19 protein-coding genes are annotated in these 22,997 nt (G+C 56.2%); 3 read left to right on the top strand and 16 right to left on the bottom strand.

The window, feature by feature from the left end; genetic code table 11:
* Positions 1-119: 119 nt before the first annotated feature.
* The 7 genes from rpoZ to K2F33_RS17490 all read right to left on the bottom strand — a co-directional run bounded on the left by rpoZ (position 120) and on the right by K2F33_RS17490 (position 8,038).
* On the bottom strand, positions 120-344 hold the full coding sequence (gene rpoZ, locus K2F33_RS17520; RefSeq protein ID WP_076169934.1) for a DNA-directed RNA polymerase subunit omega: 225 nt from the start codon (positions 342-344) through the stop codon (positions 120-122).
* A gap of 45 nt (positions 345-389) precedes the next feature.
* Positions 390-962, bottom strand: a complete 573-nt coding sequence (gene gmk, locus K2F33_RS17515; RefSeq protein WP_076169933.1) for a guanylate kinase — start codon at positions 960-962, stop codon at positions 390-392.
* Positions 963-978: 16 nt separating this feature from the next.
* A complete protein-coding gene (remA, locus tag K2F33_RS17510; protein WP_006209218.1) occupies positions 979-1,239 on the bottom strand; it encodes an extracellular matrix/biofilm regulator RemA in 261 nt (86 codons plus the stop codon).
* Positions 1,240-1,297: 58 nt separating this feature from the next.
* Positions 1,298-2,194, bottom strand: a complete 897-nt coding sequence (locus K2F33_RS17505) for a YicC/YloC family endoribonuclease (RefSeq protein ID WP_145131825.1) — start codon at positions 2,192-2,194, stop codon at positions 1,298-1,300.
* A 35-nt stretch (positions 2,195-2,229) separates the two neighbouring features.
* Positions 2,230-4,113 carry a bifunctional homocysteine S-methyltransferase/methylenetetrahydrofolate reductase gene (locus K2F33_RS17500; RefSeq protein WP_076169931.1) on the bottom strand — a complete coding sequence of 628 codons (1,884 nt, stop codon included), beginning with the start codon at positions 4,111-4,113 and terminating at the stop codon, positions 2,230-2,232.
* Between the two features lie 211 nt (positions 4,114-4,324).
* Positions 4,325-5,164, bottom strand: a complete 840-nt coding sequence (dapF, locus tag K2F33_RS17495) for a diaminopimelate epimerase (RefSeq protein WP_145023716.1) — start codon at positions 5,162-5,164, stop codon at positions 4,325-4,327.
* Positions 5,165-5,242: 78 nt separating this feature from the next.
* On the bottom strand, positions 5,243-8,038 hold the full coding sequence (locus K2F33_RS17490) for a calcium-translocating P-type ATPase, SERCA-type (protein WP_263878099.1): 2,796 nt from the start codon (positions 8,036-8,038) through the stop codon (positions 5,243-5,245).
* A gap of 190 nt (positions 8,039-8,228) precedes the next feature.
* On the opposite strand from K2F33_RS17490, the gene K2F33_RS17485 reads away from it, so the two are divergent.
* A complete protein-coding gene (locus tag K2F33_RS17485) occupies positions 8,229-9,986 on the top strand; it encodes an Rqc2 family fibronectin-binding protein (protein ID WP_263878097.1) in 1,758 nt (585 codons plus the stop codon).
* Positions 9,987-10,150: 164 nt separating this feature from the next.
* On the opposite strand, the gene thrS is transcribed toward K2F33_RS17485, so the two are convergent.
* The 9 genes from thrS to K2F33_RS17440 form a co-directional block, all read right to left on the bottom strand.
* The gene (thrS, locus tag K2F33_RS17480; RefSeq protein ID WP_263878095.1) at positions 10,151-12,067 is read right to left on the bottom strand and encodes a threonine--tRNA ligase; all 1,917 of its coding nucleotides are present in this window, start codon (positions 12,065-12,067) and stop codon (positions 10,151-10,153) included.
* Between the two features lie 436 nt (positions 12,068-12,503).
* Complete coding sequence (locus K2F33_RS17475) at positions 12,504-13,364, bottom strand: PHP domain-containing protein (protein WP_263878093.1); 861 nt, start codon at positions 13,362-13,364, stop codon at positions 12,504-12,506.
* 61 nt (positions 13,365-13,425) lie between these two features.
* Positions 13,426-14,331: a selenium metabolism-associated LysR family transcriptional regulator gene (locus K2F33_RS17470; protein WP_145023706.1), complete on the bottom strand. Its 906-nt coding sequence runs from the start codon at positions 14,329-14,331 to the stop codon at positions 13,426-13,428.
* A gap of 170 nt (positions 14,332-14,501) precedes the next feature.
* Positions 14,502-14,939, bottom strand: coding sequence for a hypothetical protein (locus K2F33_RS17465; RefSeq protein WP_076169925.1), 438 nt, complete (start codon positions 14,937-14,939; stop codon positions 14,502-14,504).
* 315 nt (positions 14,940-15,254) lie between these two features.
* The gene (locus K2F33_RS17460; protein ID WP_076169924.1) at positions 15,255-15,518 is read right to left on the bottom strand and encodes a YlbG family protein; all 264 of its coding nucleotides are present in this window, start codon (positions 15,516-15,518) and stop codon (positions 15,255-15,257) included.
* Positions 15,519-15,553: 35 nt separating this feature from the next.
* Positions 15,554-15,991, bottom strand: a complete 438-nt coding sequence (locus tag K2F33_RS17455) for a YlbF/YmcA family competence regulator (RefSeq protein WP_076170160.1) — start codon at positions 15,989-15,991, stop codon at positions 15,554-15,556.
* Between the two features lie 114 nt (positions 15,992-16,105).
* Positions 16,106-18,019 (bottom strand): helicase-associated domain-containing protein, encoded by a 1,914-nt coding sequence (locus K2F33_RS17450; protein ID WP_263878079.1) that lies wholly within the window; start codon positions 18,017-18,019, stop codon positions 16,106-16,108.
* On the bottom strand, positions 18,016-19,779 hold the full coding sequence (locus K2F33_RS17445) for a DNA repair helicase XPB (protein ID WP_263878077.1): 1,764 nt from the start codon (positions 19,777-19,779) through the stop codon (positions 18,016-18,018). The genes K2F33_RS17450 and K2F33_RS17445 overlap by 4 nt, the downstream gene beginning before the upstream one ends.
* A gap of 183 nt (positions 19,780-19,962) precedes the next feature.
* Positions 19,963-21,138, bottom strand: coding sequence for a M20 family metallopeptidase (locus tag K2F33_RS17440; protein ID WP_263878074.1), 1,176 nt, complete (start codon positions 21,136-21,138; stop codon positions 19,963-19,965).
* 206 nt (positions 21,139-21,344) lie between these two features.
* Here K2F33_RS17440 and K2F33_RS17435 point away from each other — a divergent pair, with 206 nt between their 5' ends.
* On the top strand, positions 21,345-21,692 hold the full coding sequence (locus K2F33_RS17435; RefSeq protein ID WP_076169921.1) for a YugN family protein: 348 nt from the start codon (positions 21,345-21,347) through the stop codon (positions 21,690-21,692).
* 11 nt (positions 21,693-21,703) lie between these two features.
* The gene (ftsW, locus tag K2F33_RS17430; protein WP_263878072.1) at positions 21,704-22,963 is read left to right on the top strand and encodes a putative lipid II flippase FtsW; all 1,260 of its coding nucleotides are present in this window, start codon (positions 21,704-21,706) and stop codon (positions 22,961-22,963) included.
* The last annotated feature ends 34 nt before the right edge of the window (positions 22,964-22,997 follow it).

Genomic DNA, 22,997 nt, shown 5'->3' with positions numbered 1-22,997 from the left:
TACAACCTTGCGGTTGTATCTGGAAGACGTCTATACGCTCTTGCTGCAAACTTAATATGAGTTCTTGTTAAGACCTGCCGCATAACAGCAGAAAAAGCCCCGTCCCGGGAAGAACAGGCTTACGCCTTATTCTCATCCCGTTCGGCGACCGGTTCCGGAATCACCCGAATCATATCCCCATAAATTTCCTCAAGCGCCACGCCCACGTATTTGTGGGATCTTGGATGCTTCAGGTCGGTCTTTGCGCCCTCGCGCAGCTGTCTCGCACGGCGGGAGGCCGCGACGACCAGCGAGTATTTACTGTCGACTTTATTCATCATTTCATCAATCGATGGGTACAACACTTGGCGACACCTCTTTTATTATTCTCAAATGGCTGCTGTCTTCGTTTATTTCTTGATTTTACAATGTTCGGCGATAATAATCGATTCTATTCGTTTGCAGGCGCAATCAATCTGATCGTTAACCACCGCATAGTCATAATGCTGCATCAAATTGATTTCGTCAACCGCCACCGTCATGCGGTGGTCGATCGTCGCCTGGTTCTCCGTACCGCGCCCGATGATCCGGTCCTTGAGTTCGTCCAAAGAAGGCGGCAGCAGGAAAATGAATACCCCCTCGGGAAACTTCTGTTTGACTTGAAGGGCACCCTGTACCTCAATTTCCAGAATAATATCGTTTCCGCTCTCCAGCGTCTTCTCTACGAAATCGCGCGGCGTTCCGTAATAGTTCCCCACGTACTCGGCATACTCCAGGAGCTGGTCATTCTGCATCATATCCAGAAACTCGTCACGGGTTTTGAAAAAATAATTGACCCCGTTCACTTCTCCCTGGCGCGGACTCCGTGTCGTCGCCGATACCGAATAGACCAAATCCGGCAGCTTCCCGCGCAGCGCGCTGCACACGGTTCCTTTACCGACCCCGGAAGGCCCTGACAATACAAACAATATTCCTTTTGACATATTACTCCCCATCTTGTTATTCGTCATTATCGTCATCTTTGCTGGACAGGCGATGAGCCACCGTCTCCGGCTGCACCGCCGACAGGATGACATGGTCGCTGTCCGTAATGATTACGGCGCGCGTCCTGCGCCCATAGGTCGCATCGATCAGCATGTGGCGATCTCTTGCTTCCTGAATAATCCGCTTAATAGGCGCTGATTCGGGGCTTACAATCGAAATGATACGGTTAGCCGATACAATATTCCCGAAGCCGATGTTAATGAGTTTGATTGCCATATTCAGGTTCTTCCCCCTATTCATTTGACTCTCTCCTGTTTTCTGTCGAAATTGTGCCTTACTCTATATTGGCCAGTTGCTCTCTAATTTTTTCCAGCTCCGCTTTCATTTCGACAACACGGTTTACCAGAGTCAGATGATTGGCCTTGGATCCAATCGTATTGACTTCCCTGTTCATTTCCTGAATCAGAAAATCGAGTTTTCTTCCGACCGGTTCATCCGCACGAAGTAATCCTTTGCATTGCTCAAAATGGCTGTGCAGACGTATCAATTCCTCATCGATATTGCAGCGGTCTGCAAAAATAGCAATTTCCATGCCAAATTTATGTTCATCAAAAGCAAACGAACCGTCATTCAGTTCAGCCAGCCTTTGTCTGAGCTTATTGCGGTATTCTTCGACTACGCTGGGTGCGAGCTGTACCATTTCTCCGTGAAGCTTCTCCAGCCGGTTCAGGCGCTGCTCCACATCACGGGCAAGGAAGCTTCCTTCGGAAGTCCTCATCGCGACGAGTCCTTCCATGGCCTTTACAAGACCTTCTTCAAGCACGCGTCCCCACTCTTCAGGCTCCGAATCCTGGTTTGTCCCGACTTCCTCGGGTGTGAGAAAGACGCCCGGCAGGGACAGCAGGTCTCTTACCGTCAGTTCGCCGTTCAGGCCATGCCTCTCGGATACCTCACGCGCCGCCTCCATATAAGTATTGACGGCTTTATGATTTAACAAAACAGGCGGAGCGGTATTCTCTTCCGCCTCCTTGTTAATAAAGACATCGATCCGGCCGCGCTTGACAAACCGCTGTACCGTTCTTCTCAAAGGGTCCTCAAAGCGTGTCCATTCACGCGGCAGGCGTATGACCACTTCGCAGTATCGGTGGTTCACGGATTTCACTTCAATTTCCACTTTATACCCTCCGAAATGAAGGGCGGATTGACCGTAACCGGTCATGCTGAAAGACATCGGCACCACATCCATTACACTATTGTAATTGATAACTATCTGTGAAACAAGGGGGACTGCCGGCGTCCGGATTTCTCCCACACATGGCTGATGAGCTGGGCGCTCATCTCATACAGCATAAACGGCGTCATTAAGTAAATTCCGTTAAAATGCTCCATCGCCACGTCGAGCAGCTCTTTGGCAATGGCAACCCCCATGGCTCTTCCTTCTTCGCCTTCCAGGCCGCTCATCCGGCGGCGCACATCGTCCGAGAGCTGAATTCCCGGCACCTCGTTGTGCAGGTATTCCGCGTTGCGCCCGCTCGCCAGCGGCATGATGCCGAGGAAGATCGGAATGTCGAGATGGCTCGTCGCTTCCTTCAGCGCGCGGATCAGCTCCGGATCGTACACCGGCTGGGTCATAATATAATCGGCGCCGGCAGCGATTTTGCGTTCCAATCGCAGCACGGCTTTATCGAGATGCTTCCCGTGAGGGTTAAACGCCGCGCCGACGACGAAGTTCGCCTTTTGCTTGAGCGGCTTGCCGGAGAAGGCGATTCCCTCATTTAACTGCTTGATCATTCGTATAATCTCAAAAGAAGTCAAATCGTATACGGAACTCGATCCCGGCAAATCCCCGAAGCGTGCGGGGTCGCCCGTGACAGCCAGCACGTGATCGATGCCAAGGGCGTCAAAGCCCATAAGGTGCGACTGCGTTCCGATCAGGTTGCGGTCCCGGCAGGCGATGTGCACCAGCGGGCGCAAACCGGTCTGCGCCTGCACCAGATGGCCGAGAGCCATATTGCTCATCCGCGTAACCGCAAGCGAGTTGTCGGCGAGGGTCAGCGCGTCCGCCCCGGCATCCTTCAGCACCTGCGCCCCCTTCATAAATTTGGCGATATCCAAATCGCGCGGAGGGTCCAGCTCCACGATGACGGTGTGACGCTCTTTGACGAGGTCGACCAGGTTCGGGCTGCCGCCTTTGCCTTCACCGCCGCCGTCTGGGGCGAGATGTTCATGAATTTCGATCGGGGCAGGGGCGATGTCAATCGGCCCGTACGTAATCGGCTGCGGCTCGTAGCCCTGAAGCGCGGACGAAATCGCCGCGATATGCGCGGGCGTCGTCCCGCAGCAGCCGCCGATGATCCGAGAGCCGAGATCGGCGAATTTCACCGCCATCTGGCCGAAATAATCCGGCTTGGCCCCGTACTGATATTCCCCATCCACATAATCGGCGACCCCGGCATTCGGATACACCGACATCGGCACGGACAAGTGGCCGCCGAGGGTCTTCATCGCGCTCATGATGCCGTTAGGGCCCGTGCGGCAGTTGAAGCCGATCACGTCCGCGCCCTGCTGCTGCATCATCCGGAACGCTTCCGGCATCGTATAGCCGTCCAAGGTCCGGGCTACGTCCTCAACCGCGAACTGGCAGATGACCGGCAGCGGGCTGAGCTTGCGCACGATAGACAAGGCCAGATACAGTTCTTCCACATCGTAGAAGGTTTCGAGCAGGATGCCGTCCACTCCTTCTTGCAGAAGGGCCTGAATCTGCTGCTCGAAATATTTCTTAAGCTCGGCCGTCGAGACGTTGGTCCGTTTGCCGCCGCGGATGGAACCGATGGCTCCGACCACATAGCCGGCGGTTCCCGCTACTTCCCGTGCAATCCGGACACCCGCCCGGTTGATATCCTCCACCTTCGACTCCAGCCCGTATTTGGACAGCTTGTCGAAGTTGGCCGAAAACGTATTGGTCTCAATGATTTGAGCCCCGGCTTCCACATAACGCCGGTGAACATCTTTGATGACCTCCGGTGAGGTCAGGTTCAGTTCTTCATAGGAAATTCCCACAGGAAAGCCCATTTGATATAGAAAAGTGCCCATCGCTCCGTCGCCGATCAGCACCTGTTGATCCCACGCTTGACGCAAATCCGGTTTCATGTTGGCTCCTCCACCCCGAAAAAGTAGTTTCACATTAATGTATCATAAATCGGCGCCCAAGATAAGTCATAGAATCCTCCAGTTATTTTACTAGAGTCGGATTTGGACGATCTGCACCCCCGAGAAGCAGGAAAGCCCGGCGGATCGTATCCGCCGATACGCTCCCCGGGCTATTAAGGTGTTAACGCAGGTTTTTCAAAAGTCCGGGCGATTAAACGTCCTGGACGCTTCCCGTATACACGACAGCCGCAGGGCCTGTCATATAGACGTGGTTGTCTTTCTCGCTCCACTCGATGAACAGGTCTCCGCCTTTCAGCCGGATCGATGCCGACCGGTCGGTCAAACCGTTCAGCACGGAGGATACGAGGGTTGCACACGCCCCGGTTCCGCAGGCCAGCGTCGGACCGGCGCCGCGCTCCCAGACGCGCATGTCCACGGTACCGCGGTCCTTCACGGTCGCGAACTCGACGTTCACCTTTTTCGGGAATACCGGGTGCACTTCCAGCTTTGGTCCCCAGGTGGCGAGGTCGAAGTTCACCGCGTCGTCCACGTAAATGACGCAGTGCGGATTGCCCATCGACACGGCCGTAAACCGGAACTGCCGGCCGTCAGCCTCGATCGGCGCATCCACGACCGGGTTCGCGTCAATCGTCGTCGGTACGCTCAATCCGTCGAGCACGGGCTCGCCCATATCCACCGTGACGGTGGCGGCCAGGCCGTTGTCCACGTGGATCGTTACCGGCTGCACGCCGGCTCCAAGCGTTTCGATCGTAATTTGCTCACTGCTGACATAGCCGTGGTCGTACACGTATTTTGCCACGCAGCGGATGGCGTTGCCGCACTGCTCCGCTTCCGAGCCGTCCGAGTTGATAATGCGCATGCGGAAATCCGCCTTCTCCGACGGCAAAATATATACCAGTCCGTCCGCTCCGATGCCGAAATAGCGGTCGCACCATTTCAAGGCGAGCTCTGCCGCGTTGTCCGGCAGAGCCTTCTCGCCGTAGATAACGATAAAGTCGTTCCCGAGTCCGTGCATTTTTGTAAATTCCATGGATGGTGCCACTCCTTTGTTATGCTAGCTTTTACTGTCCACTAGCATACCTCAAAGGAACGGGCCGTGCTATTGACTTTATGCAGAAATGTTTGTACTTTTCGCCACGAGGCGGCCGCTTCCCCGCCGCTTGTTGCGTCTTCCGCCCCATACGCTGCCGATGCCCATCAGGAAGGTCGGCACGCCGGCGCCGACGATCGTAATGCACCATTCGCGGAAGCCGAGCGGCACGGTTTTAAAGATCGGCTGCAGCGGCTCGATGTACATGACGCCGAGCATGAGCAGGACCGAGGACAGCACCGCCAGCACCAGGTACTTGTTTTGCAGCGGGTTGCGGTGGAAGATCGATCTGGAGCTCCGGCAGTCGAACACGTGGATGAGCTGGGCCATAACGAGCGTGGCGAAAGCTACCGATTGGGCTTTGGTGACCTGAGCGGCGTTGTGCGGATCCACGCGGAGAGTGAGCCAGAACGCGCCGAGCGTGCACAGACCGATCAGGAAGCCGCGGCTGATGATCTTCCATCCCAGCCGGCGGGCGAATATATTTTCTTTGGCCCCGCGCGGCTTGTGCTCCATGAGGTCCTTCTCCGGCTGATCCACGCCCAGAGCCATCGCCGGCAGGCCGTCGGTCACGAGGTTGACCCACAAAATCTGGATCGGCAGCAGCGGCAGCGGCAGGGCGAGCATCATCGCAAAGAACATCGTCAAGATTTCGCCGACGTTCGATGCAAGCAAATACCGGATGAATTTGCGGATATTCTCATAGATGCTCCGGCCTTCCTCGATTGCCGCCACGATCGTCGAGAAGTTGTCGTCGCTCAGGATGAGCGCCGATGCTTCCTTGGTGACGTCGGTACCGGTAATACCCATGGCAATGCCGATGTCGGCCGCCTTGATGGCTGGCGCATCGTTGACGCCGTCGCCGGTCATGGCGACGACATGGCCTTTGCGCTGCAGCGATTTGACGATGCGCAGCTTATGCTCAGGTGATACGCGCGAGTACACGTACACGTTGTCGACCTTCGCATCGAGCTCCTGGTCGTCGATCTGCGACAGCTCCTGGCCGGACATGGCTTCGCCTCCGCGCGGCATAATGCCGAGCTGCTGGGCGATCGCCTCAGCGGTCGTTCCGTGGTCGCCGGTGATCATCACCGTCTTGATGCCAGCGCGGCGGCAGGTGCTGATCGCATCGCGCACTTCGCGGCGCGGCGGATCGATCATGCCGGCGAGGCCGACGAAGACGAGCTGGCTCTCGGCGTCCGCTTCGCTGTCCAGAGAATCATGCGGGCGCAGGTCGCGGTATGCCGTCCCCAGCACGCGAAGCGCGGAGGAAGCCATCTCTTCGTTGGCGGCAAGCACCTTCTGCCGGAGCGTGCCGGTAAACGGCACGACGTTGCCTTCCCACAATATATAAGTGCACTGGTTCAACAGCACGTCAGGCGCGCCCTTAGTGCATAAAATTTTACCGCCCTGGTGGCTCACCACGACCGACATCAGCTTCCGTTCGGAATCAAACGGAAATTCCTTATCCCGCTGATACAGTGCCGACAAGGACTGCGTCGTCATCCCCATTTTGGAAGCGAGGGTAATGAGCGCCCCTTCGGTCGGATCCCCTTTCAGCTCCCATACCGGGCCTTGAGGCTCCTCCCTGCCTTTGCGCTTGCCGTGCGACTCCGGAGCCGCCGTTTCGTAAATTTCCGCGTTGTTGCACAGCGCGCTGATCTGGAGCAGCCTGCGCAGCCCCTGGTCGTTCTTCACGTCGACCGGCTTCTTCTCTTCGAGGATTTGTCCGGTTGGCGCATAACCGTCGCCGGTGACCTCCAGGCTTCTTCCCCCGACCCATACGCGAGTAACGGTCATTTTGTTCTGCGTCAGCGTTCCGGTTTTATCGGAGCAGATAACCGATGCGCAGCCCAGCGTTTCGACCGACGGCAGCTTGCGCACGATCGCTTTCCGCTTGATCATCCGCTGCACGCCGAGCGCCAGCGCCACGGTCACGATGGCAGGCAGTCCTTCGGGAATCGCCGCTACGGCCAGGCTGACGCCGGCCAGGAACATGCCGACGGCAGGCTGTCCATGCAAAATTCCGGCAACGACGACCATGACCGTAAGCCCCAGCGACAGGATGATGAGCATTTTGCCGAGCTGCTCCAAGCGGTGCTGAAGCGGCGTTTCCTGCGAGTCTGTATTCTGGATCAGATCGGCGATTTTCCCCATTTCCGTATCCATGCCGGTGCGTACGACAACGCCTTTGGCGGTCCCCCGCGTCATCATGGTTCCCATGAAGCCGGTGTTCTTCTGATCGCCAAGGGGCACGTCCGCTTCTTGAATAGGCTTGGCATGCTTGCCTACCGGCACCGATTCCCCGGTCAGCGCGGATTCTTCAATATAACAGCTGCTCGTTTCCAGCCAGCGGACATCGGCGGGCACACGGTCTCCGCTTTCCAGCAGAACGACGTCCCCGGGAACGAGCATTTTAGCCGGCACCTGAACTACCTTGCCTCCCCGAAGCACCTTCGCTCCCGGAGCGGACAGCTGCTTCAGCGCGCGCAGGGAGCGCTCCGCCTTGAACTCCTGGATGAAGCCGAGGACCCCGTTCAGCAAAATGATGGCGATAATGGTGATGGCGTCCAGGTATTCGCCGAGGAGGCCCGAAACCAGCGTTGCCCCCATCAGCACCAGCACCATGAAATCTTTAAATTGGTTCAAAAATAAGGCCAACGGAGAAATACGCTTTCCTTCCGAAAGCTCGTTCCATCCGTTTTTCTTCCGTCTTTCCTCCGCCTCTTCTTCCGAAAGGCCCTGATGCGGGTGAACGCCGAGGACATGCTGCAGTTCTTCCGCGTCCAACTGATGCCATTTTTTTTGTTCCATAGCTTCCCTTTCCCTCCCGGTCTTTGTGCGCTGCGGGTGTTCAACAGCTTTTCCACCTGTTCTATCGTAAATGTATTCGGACAGGGCCTAAAATATCACAAGCCTGGCCTCTTAAGTTTTTGGCCAAACTATGGCATCATAGTATGGAGGCAATCGTAACCAAGTACAGCGTAAAGATGGGAGATACACTATGGCATTAGATGGAATCGTAACGCGGGCCCTTGTCCATGAGCTGCAAGGCATTCAGGGCGCCCGGATCAGTAAAATATACCAGCCCAACGATCACGACCTGCTCTTTCACCTCCGGACCCGGGAGGGCAACGCCAAGCTGCTGCTGTCGGCCAACCCGACGTATCCACGGGTGCACTTCACCGAGCGAAGCTTTCTGAATCCGCAGGAGGCGCCGATGTTCTGCATGCTGCTGCGCAAGCACTGCGAAGGAGGCATCATCGAAGACATCCGGCAGGTTGGAATGGAGCGGATCATTCATATTACGGTCAGACAGCGGGATGAGCTGGGGGACATCTCTTCAAAGCAGCTCATCATCGAATTGATGGGCCGGCACAGCAACATTATTTTGTCAGACCCTTCGAGCGGGACGATCCTGGACGGCATCCACCATGTCACCCCGAGCATCAGCAGCTACCGGGTCGTCATGCCGGGCTTTTCCTATACGGAGCCTCCGCAGCAGCATAAGCTGAATCCGCTTGAGGTTACAGGAGAACTATTTGCACAAAAATATACCGAGGAAGCGGATGCCGAACCGATTTCGTGGATCGTGAATACGTTCAGCGGCGTAAGCCCGCTGGTTGCGCAGGAGATCGTGCACCGCGCCGGCCTTCAGTCCTATTCGGAAGAAGGGCCCGAAGCTGGCGAAGCACGCCGAAGCGCCCTATGGAACGCCTTTACCGGGCTGATGGACAGCGTCAGACAGCAGGCGTACCAGCCGATGTCAGGGGCGAACGCCAAGGGGAAAATGGTTTTTTCCGCCGTCGAGCTGACGATGATCCAGGAAGAGGTCAAACGCTATGAATCCATCAGCACATGCATGGAGGATTATTACGGTGAAAAAGCCGAGCGCGACACCGTCAAGCAAAAAACGAGCGATCTGCTGCGTTTCCTGCACAATGAGCGCGCCAAAAACATTAAAAAGCTGGACCACCTGCACGCCGATCTGGAGGAAGCCGCCGATGCGGACCAGTACCGGATTTACGGCGAGCTGCTGTTTGCCTCCCTGCACACGATTGCAAAGGGGGACAAGGAGGCGGTGCTGACCAATTTCTATGACGAGGACCAGAAGGACGTGACGATTCCGCTGGACCCGCTGCTCAGCCCTTCCGATAACGCCCAGCGGTATTTCAAGAAATATAATAAGTACAAAAACAGTCTGGCCGTCATCGACGAGCAGCTTGCTATAACAAAGGAAGAGATCCGCTACATGGACGACCTGCTCCAGCAGCTGGCCCATGCATCCATGAACGATATCGACGAAATCCGCGAGGAGCTCGTTCAGCAGGGATATCTCCGCGACCGCAGCAAAAAAACGCGCAAAAAGAAGAAAAACGACCGCCCTACGCTGCATGTGTTCACATCATCCGAGGGCATCGAAATTTACGTAGGCAAAAACAACCTGCAGAACGAATACGTGACCAACAAGCTGGCCAGCGGCAATGATACGTGGCTGCATACCAAGGATATCCCCGGGTCCCACGTCGTCATCCGCAGCAGCCAGTTCGGGGACCAGACCCTGGAGGAAGCCGCCCAACTGGCCGCCTACTTCAGCCAGGCCAAGGAATCCAGCAGCGTGCCGGTCGACTGCACCCTGATCCGCCATGTGCATAAGCCGAGCGGCTCCAAACCGGGCTTTGTCATTTATGATCACCAGCGGACACTGATCGTCACGCCTGACGAGGAATTGATCAAGTCGCTTCCGAGCGTCATTAAATAATCATACAAAGCTTTAGATTACTAAATATAGAAAGAAGACGGTTGAGCCGTGCTCAATGAACGTCCGTAAGCTTCAGCACCCATAATAGAAAAGGCTATATCCTCCGTTCCTAAGAGCGGGTGGGATACAGCCTTTTTTGATGTCTTCCTGATTTATTGTCCCGTTTATTTCTCCCGGATTTCCCGGTTTAAGCGCTCGATGATGTCCGGCAGCTGCTGCATGCCAAGATCCCCTTCGCCCCGTTTGCGGACCGCCGCTGCACCCGCCTCCTGCTCGCTCTTGCCGACGACGAGCACGTACGGCACTTTTTCCAGCTCGGCTTCGCGGATTTTATAGCCCAGCTTCTCGTTTTTGGCACTGACCTCAACCCGGAAGCCCTCTTTCGCAAGCGACTGCTTAACCTGATAAGCATAATCCAGATCGTGCTCGGATACCGGGACGACCTTGGCCTGGACCGGTGCCAGCCACAGCGGAAAAGCTCCCGAGTAATGCTCCGTCAGAATGCCGATGAAACGGTCGATGGAGCCGTAGACGGCGCGGTGAATGATGACCGGGCGATGCTTCTGGTTGTATTCACCGACATAGCTGAGACCAAACTTCTCCGGCATTTGAAAATCGAGCTGGATCGTCCCGCACTGCCAGCTGCGCTTCAGGGCATCGAGAATATGAAAATCGATTTTCGGACCGTAGAAAGCTCCGTCCCCCTCGTTCAGGCGGTAATCGATCCCCCGCCGCTCCAGCACGCTGCGCAGCGACTGCTCGGCCTGCTCCCACAGCTCATCCGAGCCCATGGAATCCTCCGGCCGAGTCGATAGTTCGATCCGGTATGAGAAGCCGAATATGGCGTACATGTGGTCGATCAGGTCGATGACGCCGGCGATTTCCTCCTCGATTTGGTCAGGTCTGACAAAGAGGTGTGCGTCATCCTGGCAAAACGTCCGCACACGCATCATGCCGCTCAGCGCGCCCGAATACTCGTGGCGGTGAACCTGTCCGAACTCGGCCAGCCGGATCGGCAGCTCGCGGTAGGAGCGAAGGCCGCTTTTGAAAATCAGCATATGCCCCGGGCAGTTCATCGGCTTCAGCGCATATTCCGTCTCGTCCACCTGGGTAAAATACATGTTGTCTTTGTAGTGATCCCAATGCCCGGATTCCTCCCACATCCGCTTGTTCATCATAAGCGGGGTGCGGACCTCTTCATATCCTCTAGCGGCGTTCAGCTCCCGCTCCAGCTTCTCCAGCTCGTTGCGGATGGTCATGCCTTTAGGGAGGTAAAACGGCATGCCCGGCGCTTCCTCCGAAAACAGGAACAATCCCTGCTCCTTGCCCAGCTTGCGATGGTCGCGCTTCTTCGCTTCCTCGAGCATGTGAAGATGCTCGTCAAGCTGCGCCTTCTTAGGGAAGGCGGTACCGTAAATCCGCTGCAGCATCTTGTTGTCCGAGCTCCCGCGCCAATAGGCTCCGGCTACGCTCAGCAGCTTGAACGCTTTGATTTTACCCGTGGAAGGAAGGTGCGGTCCTCGGCACAGGTCCACGAACTCTCCCTGCTCGTAAATCGAAATTTCGGCGTCCTCGGGCAGGTCCCGAATAAGCTCAAGCTTCAGCGGCTCCTGCAGCTGCTCGAACAGGTCCAGTGCTTCCTTCCGGCTCACCGCCTTCCGCCGGATCGGCAGATCCTCTTCCGCGATCCGCTTCATTTCCCGTTCGATCCGGGATAAATCATCGCTCGTCAGCGGGCTTGGAAGATCCATGTCGTAATAAAATCCGTCCTCGATGACCGGCCCGATCCCCAGCTTGACGGAAGATGCTCCGAATAAACGCTTCACAGCCTGCGCCAATAAATGCGCTGTGCTGTGCCGGTACACCTCGATCCCTTCCGGACTGTCCACCGTCACGATTTCAATGCTGCTGTCCTGCTCAACCGGCGTACTGAGATCCACCAGGATCCCGTCAATTTTGCCTGCTGCGGCATTTTTCACGAGGCTGCTGCTGATCGATTCAGCGATGCTCTCCAGCCGGACACCTTGCTCGAATGCTCTTACCGAGCCGTCCGGCAGCTTGACTTGTATTTCCTTGTTCATGTTCTTCCCTCCGTCAAATTCGGTCTATTTGGTGAACGCAAAAAAACGCATCTCATCCCAAGGGACGAGTGCGTTCAGCTCGTGGTTCCACCCTAATTCGACCTGCATCCGACGGTTCATCCGAACACGTACATATGCAAAGCCCTTATTAAGCATCCGATATCGGGGACTAACCGGTTCCTTCTACTGCCGCCGCTTGGACAGCGGGTTCAAAGGGACAGCTGCAAAGGGGTAATTTCTGAACCGGTGTCAGGAGAAGCTTGCACCACTCACTTCTCTCTCTGGGCAGTCCTGGATCGAAATCATGTCTTTGGTCATCGCCTTACTGTTTGTGCTTGTTGCTTGGTTCAACATTATAGTACGGCCGGCAAGCCCGGCGCAAGCCCCATTTTCCAATTTTGCAAAAAAAGGTTACGACTCGCCCGGGCCCCCATAACTATTTTGTTCCCCGCTGAAGCTGTTCCAATACGGTCACCGGGATCGTACGGCTGCCGATATCGCCATGGAAGACGACGCCCTGCCGTTCCCCGTGAAAATCGGAGCCCGCCGTGACGATCAGCCCATGCTCATCAGCCATTCTCAGGTACCGCTTCTCATCGGCCGGGCCGTGGTCGGAATGGTAGACTTCGATTCCGGCAGGTTTCGCTTCCCTAACAATCCGCTCCACCAGCGCGTCGTCGCCGTAGATCCCCGGATGGGCCAGCACAGGCGTTCCGCCAGCTTCCCGGATCCAGGCGCAGGCATCCGCGGGTGTGATCCGCGGAACGGATACGTAGGCAGGCGCATCCTCGCCCAAAAAGCGGTTAAAGGCGTCACGCATGTCAGAGGCATAGCCCTTCTTGACCAATACATCGGCCATATGCGGCCGCCCGACGCTTTCATCCGGCTTCAGCTCGCGCCCAAGCCCGGCAATGACCTCCTCGAGCGTGATGGAAATTCCAAGCTGCTGCAGCTTGGCGATCATTTGATCGTTACGCCGTTCCCGGGTCTGTCTCAGCTCGGCGAGACGGTTCAAAAACGGCTCATGTGTTATGTCGATGTAATAGCCCAGGACGTGTATATCCTTGCCGCCGGCACGGGTGCTGATTTCGACGCCGGGAACGACGGTGATGCCGAGCCGCTGCCCGGCTTCCAGTGCTTCCGGAATGCCTCCCACGGTGTCATGGTCGGTAATCGCCACGGCTGCTAGCCCTTTCTCATGAGCTATCCGAACGTTCTCTGCGGGTGGCTGCATACCGTCGGAAGCCGTCGTATGCGTATGCAGGTCACCGCATTTCTGATCTGTGGACATGTCCATTCCTCCTTCACTCAATCAGCGTCTTACGCTGCGAAATATTCCTTTAACTGTCGGCTTGGCCCTATTCCCCCTGCTGCTCCTGCTGCTGTTTGAGAAAATTCAGAAAGGTCACGGCAGACAGCGGAAGCAGGGTGGATTTCAAATGAATGGCATAAAACTGCCGCTTAAATTCGGCGTCCCGGATCGGAATGATGGTCACCAGGTTCAGTGCGGTTTCATGCTTAACCGAGGCCGGCGACAGCATCGTAATGCCGAAACCGGCCTCGACGGCGGATTTCACCGCTCCCGTGCTGCCAAGCTCCATCGCGGTCTGCAGGCTTTGCGGATCGATCCCCTTGTGGATCAGCACACTTTCCATCACCTGGCGCGTGCCCGACCCTTTTTCCCGCAGCACAAACGGATAGGCAAGCACTTCCTCCAGCTCAACCGATTCCCGTTCCGCCAAGGGATGGCCGATGGGGACGATCAGCTTCAGCTCGTCCTGCATGACGGGATCGATGACCATATCCGGATGGTGGATCGTCGCCTCGATCAGGCCGAAATTCAGCTGATGCTTCGTAATCTCTTCGATGATCTGTGTGGTGTTCATCACTTTCATCATAATGCTGATGTGCGGATACTGCTGTCCAAACGGACCGAGCAGCCGCGGCAGGAAGTATTCGCCGATCGTGAGGCTGGAGCCGAGCTGAAGCCGGTCCTGCAGCATATGGGTATGCGATGCCATCGCATTGTCCGTTTCCTTGACCAGGGCGATGCTCTTTGCCGCATACGGCAAAAGGGTGATCCCCGCTTCGGTCAGCTCGATCTTCTTGGTGGAGCGGATCAGCAGGCGCGTCCCGAAATATTCCTCCAGGGACTGAATCTGCATCGTAACGGCCGGCTGGGTCATGTGCAGCGCGCTCGCCGCCGCCGAGAAGCTCCCACGTTCCGCCACGGTATAAAAAATGTGGAGCTGGTGAAAATTCATGGCATGCTCTCCCCCTCGTCGTTCTTATATTGTATCCGATTCGGCCGTGAACCACCAACGCCGTTTAACATTTCAGCGGCAGATAAAGACGGCGAAACCCGGCACATGAATCAACAAAAATGAGCATGGCTTCCCGGAGGGGAATCCATGCTCACGCTTACAAAACGCGGTTATTTCCGCTTGCGAGTATTTTTAATCAACGTCATTCTCCGCGAATGGCGCAGCCAGGAATAATAAGACTTCAGGTCCCTCAGCTCGATCGTCTCCGACATTTTGCCAAGGAACGTCACGATAATCATTTTGTGCAGCGGATTTCCGCTGATGTCGGTTTCCCCTTCGATCTCCGCAAATTCCGCGACGACGACAAGATCCTCGTCAATCAGGTAAACGTCCTTCTCATTCCGGTAGTAGGGAGCGATCCGGCCCTGCTTCAGGCACTCCCACATCCATGCGGCTATATCATCTATACTATGGATATCACTATGAATCCGGTCGTTGTACCTTGTCTTCGCATGATGGGTAATGACGATGTCGGCCACCCGCTTATCCCCTAAGGTCACAAAAAAAGGTTCATAGGTGCTCCATCTTTCCATTCCTTTGTCGCGCATGGACTATCACTCTCCACTACATAGGACTTTGTATCTATGTATTTATGCCTATTATATTACATCATTACCACGTTCTTCACAAGCTCCAAACTACGTATCCCGGCATATTTTCATATACATAAAAGAGGACCGGCACATCTAGGCAGTCTGTATCCGTGCAAATCGGATATTTACTTGATGGATGCACAGGCTTTGCCGGCGCTGAAGCCGGAAGCCATGATCTAAAAAAAGAAGCAGCCGAATTCGGCTGCTTCCTGACCATACGATTACTTTCCAGGTGGGATTGAAACTGATGACAGGCAGATGAACCTCCTACTATAAGCCATAAAATCTGGTCTTATCCGTTACGTCGCTCGAATATTCCGTTTTGATCTCGTTGCGGTAGGAGCGTTCGATTTTACGCACATAGGAAAGGCGCCGGATATTTTTGGCTACTTCCTCAGCCCGGTCCGCATTCACGTACATGACGACATAGTGCATCCGGCGAGATATATAGTGAACGGTCCCGTACTTCTCCAAATTCCGCGCTGCCTTGATATCGCTAACCCAAATGATATACCCCGTCCGTTCTGCAAACATGATTTCCCACCTCACTTATACTGGCTCTCTATATTTTACCCGCCGCAGGAGCATTTGCCCCCGCCGCCGCATCCTTTCAGATGCGAATCGTTGCCCGGCACCTTGATCGTATCCGATACGGAATAAGCGATCATTTCGGACATTTGGTGCAGCATGTCATCCAAGTTCTGCTCGGCCAGCTTGAAGCGTCTCACTTCCTCGAACTGCTCCAGCTGCTGCTCTACTGCCTTGACCTCATCCTTGGCACTGTGGTAATTCGGATGGAAATGGCCGAAACGCTGGGTCTCTTCGAAAAGCTCCTTCTTCTTCGCCAGAAGCCGGACCAGCTCCTGTACGGCCGGATTGCTGCCAACCTGCTGCTTCCAATATAAATAATCGGACACCTCAACCGACTGATTGATCATATCGCCTAATTCATAGGCGTTCATCAGCACGGCTGCCATGTCGACCGTGTTGATCTCCGATACGCTCATGAACTTCATCCCAATTCTATAAGAATGTTCTCCTCCGTCTGGAGTAGACTCTTTTATCATATCATAACCTTTGGCCCATAAGAAGAGGTTTGAACGCACTTCCTGCTGATACCCTCAGGTGAAAGAAGGCACAATCAGCCGGATTTGCTCCCAATCCCCCGGCGAGAGCAGAGTCCCGTCCTCATACCCGTCCCGTTCCGGATCAAAGAGAGTTCCTTCCACCGCCCATGGGTGGCTCCGAATCGCCCGGGGGATGAATTCCAAACGGCTGCCTCCGCGGGATATGAGCACCCTGGTCTGCCATTCCAAGGCCTGTTCCATAATGTGCTGGGCCGTCGTTCCGTGATAATTCCGGAAATCCTGGGTCCACATTTTCGGAACCTGCCCGTAACCCGGGAACAGGGACTCCGGCTTCGGAATGTCGGAATCCGGCTCGAAATACTGGATATTCCGGCCGCTGTACACGAGACCGCCGGCGGCGGAAAGCCCGGTTTGGCGGAACTTTTCTTCATCGATCCGCTGCCCTGCCAGGTCCGGTGTGGAGTCATGGATCAGCGGATATGCGGAAACGGTCCGGCCGGGTTCAGCGATCGCCTTTAAAGGAGAGAGTCCAGACGAATCCAGAATTTTCCTCACTTCCGGCACCGCGCCAGGGTTCACGAGAAAATGCTTCGGACCGATCCGCTGCAAATGCCCCTTCAGCTTCGGATGCGCTTCGATCCGATCGCCGTCTTCTTCAGCCGAACACGACAGCAGCATAGCTTCCTCAAAGCGGGTCCGGCCGATTTCCCGGCCCCACTGCTCCAAAGCCAGCCTTACGTTCTCCGGAACGCCGCCGCTCGAGAAATTGTCCAGCAGCTGCGTCATTTCGGCCGCGCTCATGCCGTTCTCCACCGCCCGGGCCGTGCTGCTATGGGTCAAACGGTATATGGACATCCGTTCACTCTGTACCCGCTCCGAGCAGGCAAGCAGCTTCCATCGGATCCGGTACGGCACATCCGGTGGAACGATGACGTCAAAATCCGGCTGAACATAGAAGCGACCCTCTTCCGCCATCTCTCGATCTTCGTCGCCCGAAACCAGAACGAAGGCCGGATCCATGGCCCACCGGAAACAGTAGCGTCCGCTGCCGTCCTCACCGGTATCGCTCCAGCCAAACCCCGCCATCGCCGTCATCCATGCCCGGGCTCCCGCTTCCGAAACGGACCGGGTGAGCAGAACCTCCCGCTCCATCCAATCCAGCATTTTCGTCATATCGTACCAGACGCCGGGTTGGAAAGAAGGATGGCAAAGAAGGTAACGGAAATGCTGCAGCGCCGGGCTGCTCATGCCATATCGGTCCAACACCGCCGGGAGCAGCACCCGGTTCATCTCCTGTTCAGACAGCCCCAGCCACTCAGCGAGCTGCACCTCTTCCAGCAGAATCCCCTGGCTATCTTTCACCGCAAGGCCGAGACACAGCATCATATCGAGCAGCACCGCAGCCACCATCGGATAGGTTTCAGCATGCGCGTATTGGAGCTGCAGCGCTTCAAGGTCGGAATCTTTCAGGTGCACGGCTTCCAGCAGCTTCTGGATATTTTTCTTATGTACCGTTCCTTTCGCCGTTAAGGGAAGCCCGTGCTCGGCCGCAGCCGCAAGCGCATGCAGCAGATCCAAGGCGAGGCCCGGCTTGGCTTCGCTGATCCGATGCACATTTGAATCCGGGACAGCTTCTGCTTTGGGGGTGAAAAACTGCCGATACAATAGACCCAGGCTTTCCAAAGGAATGTAGTAGAGCTTTTCTCCCCAAGCCTTTTTCACCGCCTGGATCAGGCCGGCTCGTCTCAAGCGGATAAAGGACAGCTCGAGCTCCGCACCGCTCCGGCCGCTGCTCTTCACCGTGATCCGGGCATCGTCGCTGAACGGCTGCCCGGCAAAACGGACGATCAGCCGTTTAAGCAGCTCGGCATCCTCCGGAGCCAGCGTACGCAGGATGGACCGGATCGCGGATTCCTGCGGCCGGTCTTCGTTCATTTCAGTGCTCATGGTCGGAATGATGCCTCCTTTAGGTCTGGAATGGGACGGTCCTTCGCAGGACGGGAAGAAGCCCGCTCATGACTGGACCCCGAACGAAACGGCTCGGGATCCGAATCATATCGGACGGAATACTCGTACCCCTGTTCGACAAGGAACAGCTGACGGCGGATGGCAAAGTCCTCTTCTTTGCTTTCTTGGGACACCAGTGCGTAAAAATATGCCCGGTTGTTTCCGGTTTTCGGACGCAAAATCCGCCCCAGGCGCTGGGCTTCCTCCTGCCTGGAGCCGAAGCTGCCCGATATTTCAATCGCCACGGAAGCGTCCGGCAGGTCGACGGCGAAATTGGCTACCTTGGAAACGGCCAGCACTCTGATCTCTCCCCGTTTAAAAGACTCGTAGAGCCTTCCGCGTTCCTTGTGCGCCATTCGCCCTGAAATCAGCGGAATGCCCAGCGATTCGGACAGCTGCTTCAGCTGATCGATATACTGGCCGATAATAAGGATGCTCTCGTCAGGGTGCTTAGCGAGCAGCCTGCGGACGACCTCGAGCTTGCCGGGATTTTCGGCGGCGATGCGGAACTTCTCCTTGCCCTCTGCATACGCGTATGCTTCACGCAGCTCCGGCTCCATCGCCACCCGGACTTCCGTGCATTCGACCTTCGCAATCCAGCCCATGGACTCCAGCTCCTTCCATGGCATCTCGTAGCGTTTCGGCCCGATTAGCGAAAATACATCCTGCTCGCAGCCGTCCTCCCGTACGAGCGTAGCGGTCAGTCCCAGCCGGCGGGTCGCCTGGATATCGGCCGTCGCCCGGAACACCGGAGCCGGCAGCAGATGCACCTCATCGTAAATGATGAGCCCCCAATTCCGTTCGTTAAACAGACGCATATGCTCAAACTCGTCTTCTTTGGAACGGCGGTGCGTCAAAATTTGATAGGTGGCCACGGTGACCGGGCGCACCTCCTTTTTCTGCCCTGTATACTCCCCGATCTGGGAAGGATCGAGCGTCGTCTTGTCGGTCAGCTCCGCGATCCACTGTCCGACGGAGGTCGCGTTCGACGTCAGGATCAGGCACTCGCACTGCTGCTTCTGCAGCACGCCAAGGCCGATGACCGTTTTCCCGGCTCCGCAAGGGAGCACCAGCACCCCGCTGCCTCCGCTCCCGGCCACCCCCTCAAAAGCGTCGGCCGCCGCCTGCTGGTAGTCCCTCAGCGCAAATGAGCCGCCCTGCGCTTTCCAGCCCAACTGCAGCGGCTGTCCCTCATGATATCCGGCCAAGTCCAGGACCGGATATCCGAGCCGCGTCAGCTCCTGCTTGATCCGTCCGCGGCGGACCGCATCAAGCTCGGCCTGCTCCGGCGCGGCGCGCCGCAGCCCGCTGGCCTGCACGGCGGGGATCGCCAGCACTTCATCCAGCAGCTGCGGGTCGGATGCCGTCAGCCGGAGCTTCCCGGCTTCCGCCTTCCCCGCCTCGATCCGGAGCTTCCCGTATCTGCCCACCAGGCTGCGGATGTCCTGAATTAACGCGGATGGAACCTCCCATCTGGAAATCGAAGCCAGGGCGTCGACGATTTCCTCCGCGGTCCATCCCAGCGAAGCGGCATTCCACAGCGATAACGGAGTGATCCGGTACGTATGAAACGCAGAAGGACTCTTGACCAGCTCTGCAAAATGGGCCAGCTTCCCGCGGGCTTCCTCAAACCCCGGATGTCCGCATTCCAGCAGGACGGTCCGGTCCCGCTGCACGATGCACGCTTTTGTATCGCTCATCAAATCCCCTTCTTTCAATCCGAATGGTTCTTTCAGCCTTCAAACATATGAAAAAGTTCATCTCCTAGAGCGGAAATGAACTTTTCCTCTTCCATTTCAAGTTTTCCCATCGTCCGCCAAAACATTCGTGCCTTCAGGAACCCACTCCTGCAAGACCGGGGAGACTCGGCGGCCCGAGCCTGCCTATTCCCATCCCTGATAGGATTGGGTCATCGTCACCAGCAGCTTGGCGGCGCTCAGCATGGCCGATTCGTCAAAGTCAAACCTTGGATGATGGTGCGGGTAGACGGCCTGAAGCTCTTCGTTGCCTGCGCCCACAAACATAAAGCACCCGGGGATTTCCTGCAAATAATATGCGAAGTCCTCCGCAGGCATAATCTTCTCGCAGCGCTCCACCTTCGACTCCCCGAACACCTTCGGCGCTTCGCGGAAAAACCTTTCCGTCTCCGCTTCATCATTCACAAGCGGCGGGTAACCCATCAAATATTGAATTTTCGACTCCGCTCCATAAGTCTGCGCCGTAAGTCGGGTTATTTCTTCGATCCGTTCGCGGATAAATTGGCGCGTCTCCTCATCAAAAGTCCGTACGGTCCCGGTAATCCGGCACGATTCGGCGATGACGTTCTGTGCGCTTCCGCCCTGGATCGTTCCGATCGTAACGACCGCCGGCCGAAGCGGGTTGACCGAACGGCTGACGATGCTCTGCAGCTGCATGACCAGCGCCGATCCGGCCACCACGCTGTCCACCGTCACGTGCGGCATGCCACCGTGGCCGCCTTTACCGATGATATCGATAAAGAACTCATCCGCTGCCGCCATCATCGGCCCCGGCGTGCTGGCCGCGGTTCCTGCCGGGAACGGCGTCCATAAGTGCACGCCGTACACCGCGTCGGCCCCCTCCAGAACGCCGGCCTCGATCATCCCCTTGGCTCCGCCCGGACATACCTCCTCCGCCGGTTGAAATACGAAACGGATCTCTCCGGGAAGATCTTCCTTCCGGGCGCTGAAGTATGTCGCCACCGCCAGCAGGATCGACGTATGCCCGTCGTGACCGCAAGCATGCATGACGCCCGGAACTTCGGACGAATAATCGCACGACTTTTCATCCTGGATCGGAAGCGCGTCCATGTCCGCCCGCAGCACGACCGTTTTCCCCGGCTTGCTTCCTTTTAATACGCCGACTACCCCGTATCCGCCGCCAAACCGCGTCCGGACGTCGATCCCCAGCTCCCGCAGCCTGTCCGCCACGAACGCCGACGTCTTCTCCTCGTGGTAAGACAGCTCCGGATGCCGGTGCAGATACCGCCTCCACTCCACCATTTGCGGCTGCAGCTTGCTCAGCAATACTTCTTCTTTCATATGTATCCGTCCTCTCGCCATAGAATGGATGTTAAGTTGCCGATATGTCATCCCACATCGCGGTTGTGAACCCTTTTTTCTATTGTAGCAGAAACGCTTAAGATGGGGTATCGCCCCAATACTGCCAAGGCTTGCACAAGTGTTTAAAACATAATATCATGAGTAAAGAACTTTACAGGCAACCAATAGAGGAGGATTTAGTAACCATGATTTTTGAAAATACGGGACTGGACGGCATCAAAGCCGACCTGGCGTTTATGGACGAAGTAGCCGAGAAAGTAGGCTTTGTCCGCTGGCAGTGGGAATACTACCGCGCTACATATGACTATAAGATCGAAGATAAAAACACCAATTCGGAGTATTTCGTACGGATCAACACCCGTGCGGTGGAGGGCAAGCTGGAACACCCAAGCGCTGTGCTGCAAATTGAAGCTGTGTATATGGGCAAAGCGACCTTCCCTCACGGGCTGGAATACGAATCTCCGATTCCGTCGTCCATCATGGGGATTGCAACCAAGAAGCTTCAGCAGTTTAAAGCCGCTCTGGAAGCCTAAGCAGGTCTCTTATGAGAGAAGAAAAACCCCAACAAACCAAGAGAGGGACGCCGGATTTCCAACTGCTCATCCTCACCTTGCTGTTGGTTGGTTTTGGGCTGGTCATGGTATTCAGCGCCAGTTCGAGCTTGGCCATTGCTAGCAAGGATTTTCACTATGACTCGCTATACTTTACGAAAAGACAGTTCATGTGGGCCGCACTGGGAACCATCGCCATGTTCGTCGCGATGAACATCCCTTACACCAGGTACAAGAAGCTGTTTGCCCCGCTGTTTATCGTGACAGTCATCATGCTAGTGCTGGTTCTCCTGGTGGGCACCGTCAGAAACGGCGCCCGGAGCTGGTTCGGTGTCGGATCTCTTGGCATCCAGCCGACGGAAATCGCGAAGATCGCGATCATCCTGTACCTTTCCGCTTTGATCAGCAAAAAAGGGGAGCGCTTCCGTGACCTGCGGACAGGCTATATCCCGGTCATGGTTATTGTCGGCTTCGTCGCCGGGCTCATCATGATGCAGCCGGACCTCGGCTCCTGCCTCATTCTGGTAGCCACGAGCGCCCTGATCATCTATGCCGGCGGCGCGAGCCTCAAGCATATGATAGGGTCAGCCCTGCTGCTGATCCTCGGTGCAAGCCTCGTGCTCGGAGCTAACGCCCTGATCAAGTCGGTGTCCCATAGCGGGGAGCAGGCGGTGCAATCGAGCAACTATAAGCTCGGCCGGATCAACGCCTTCTTGGACCCGTTTAAGGATCCACAGGGAGAGGGCTACAACCTGCTGCAGTCGCTGACCGCTATCGGTGAAGGGCAGTTGACCGGAGCCGGATTCGGCAAAAGCGTCCAGAAGCTTCATTATTTACCTAACCCCTATAACGACTTTATCTTCTCCGTCATCGGCGAAGAGTTCGGGTTTATCGGAACGTCGATCTTCCTGATCGTCTATATTTACTTCATCTGGCGCGGAATCATCATCGCGCTGAGGTGCCCCGATCCGTTCGGAACGCTTGTCGGTATCGGGATTATGGGCTTGATTGCCATCCAGGCGTTCATCAACATCGGAGGCGTCACCCAAACGATCCCGCTGACCGGGGTAACCCTGCCGTTCATCAGTTACGGCGGAACTTCCCTGCTGATCATGATGGCGAGCATGGGGATCATGCTCAGCATCTCGCGGATCAGTACGCTGCCGTCGAAGCAGGAACAGGTGAAGTCGGTGACCGTCAAGAAACCGTCGGTCGCCGTCTCCGCCCGCAATCAGACGCGCCGCTTTAACTGAACCTTCAGGGGATACCCTGAAGCGACTCATACCA

This window comes from Paenibacillus sp. PSB04 (assembly GCF_025809195.1).
Classification (GTDB): domain Bacteria; phylum Bacillota; class Bacilli; order Paenibacillales; family Paenibacillaceae; genus Paenibacillus_AQ; species Paenibacillus_AQ favisporus.
The sequence above is the reverse complement of the archived record's forward strand: the minus strand, read 5'-3'. Positions and strand labels throughout refer to the sequence as shown.

Bases quoted from the DNA above. Each gene is read 5' to 3' on its own strand.
- K2F33_RS17465 (WP_076169925.1), bottom strand. From the start codon at position 14,939: ATGCGCGACAAAGGAATGGAAAGATGGAGCACCTATGAACCTTTTTTT.
- gmk (WP_076169933.1), bottom strand. From the start codon at position 962: ATGTCAAAAGGAATATTGTTTGTATTGTCAGGGCCTTCCGGGGTCGGT.
- K2F33_RS17485 (WP_263878097.1), top strand. From the start codon at position 8,229: ATGGCATTAGATGGAATCGTAACGCGGGCCCTTGTCCATGAGCTGCAA.
- K2F33_RS17455 (WP_076170160.1), bottom strand. From the start codon at position 15,991: ATGAGCGTATCGGAGATCAACACGGTCGACATGGCAGCCGTGCTGATG.
- thrS (WP_263878095.1), bottom strand. From the start codon at position 12,067: ATGAACAAGGAAATACAAGTCAAGCTGCCGGACGGCTCGGTAAGAGCA.
- K2F33_RS17490 (WP_263878099.1), bottom strand. From the start codon at position 8,038: ATGGAACAAAAAAAATGGCATCAGTTGGACGCGGAAGAACTGCAGCAT.
- K2F33_RS17470 (WP_145023706.1), bottom strand. From the start codon at position 14,331: ATGAATTTTCACCAGCTCCACATTTTTTATACCGTGGCGGAACGTGGG.
- ftsW (WP_263878072.1), top strand. From the start codon at position 21,704: ATGAGAGAAGAAAAACCCCAACAAACCAAGAGAGGGACGCCGGATTTC.
- K2F33_RS17440 (WP_263878074.1), bottom strand. From the start codon at position 21,138: ATGAAAGAAGAAGTATTGCTGAGCAAGCTGCAGCCGCAAATGGTGGAG.
- K2F33_RS17505 (WP_145131825.1), bottom strand. From the start codon at position 2,194: ATGTCTTTCAGCATGACCGGTTACGGTCAATCCGCCCTTCATTTCGGA.
- remA (WP_006209218.1), bottom strand. From the start codon at position 1,239: ATGGCAATCAAACTCATTAACATCGGCTTCGGGAATATTGTATCGGCT.
- K2F33_RS17450 (WP_263878079.1), bottom strand. From the start codon at position 18,019: ATGAGCACTGAAATGAACGAAGACCGGCCGCAGGAATCCGCGATCCGG.
- dapF (WP_145023716.1), bottom strand. From the start codon at position 5,164: ATGGAATTTACAAAAATGCACGGACTCGGGAACGACTTTATCGTTATC.
- K2F33_RS17445 (WP_263878077.1), bottom strand. From the start codon at position 19,779: ATGAGCGATACAAAAGCGTGCATCGTGCAGCGGGACCGGACCGTCCTG.
- K2F33_RS17460 (WP_076169924.1), bottom strand. From the start codon at position 15,518: ATGTTTGCAGAACGGACGGGGTATATCATTTGGGTTAGCGATATCAAG.
- K2F33_RS17435 (WP_076169921.1), top strand. From the start codon at position 21,345: ATGATTTTTGAAAATACGGGACTGGACGGCATCAAAGCCGACCTGGCG.
- K2F33_RS17500 (WP_076169931.1), bottom strand. From the start codon at position 4,113: ATGAAACCGGATTTGCGTCAAGCGTGGGATCAACAGGTGCTGATCGGC.
- K2F33_RS17475 (WP_263878093.1), bottom strand. From the start codon at position 13,364: ATGGACATGTCCACAGATCAGAAATGCGGTGACCTGCATACGCATACG.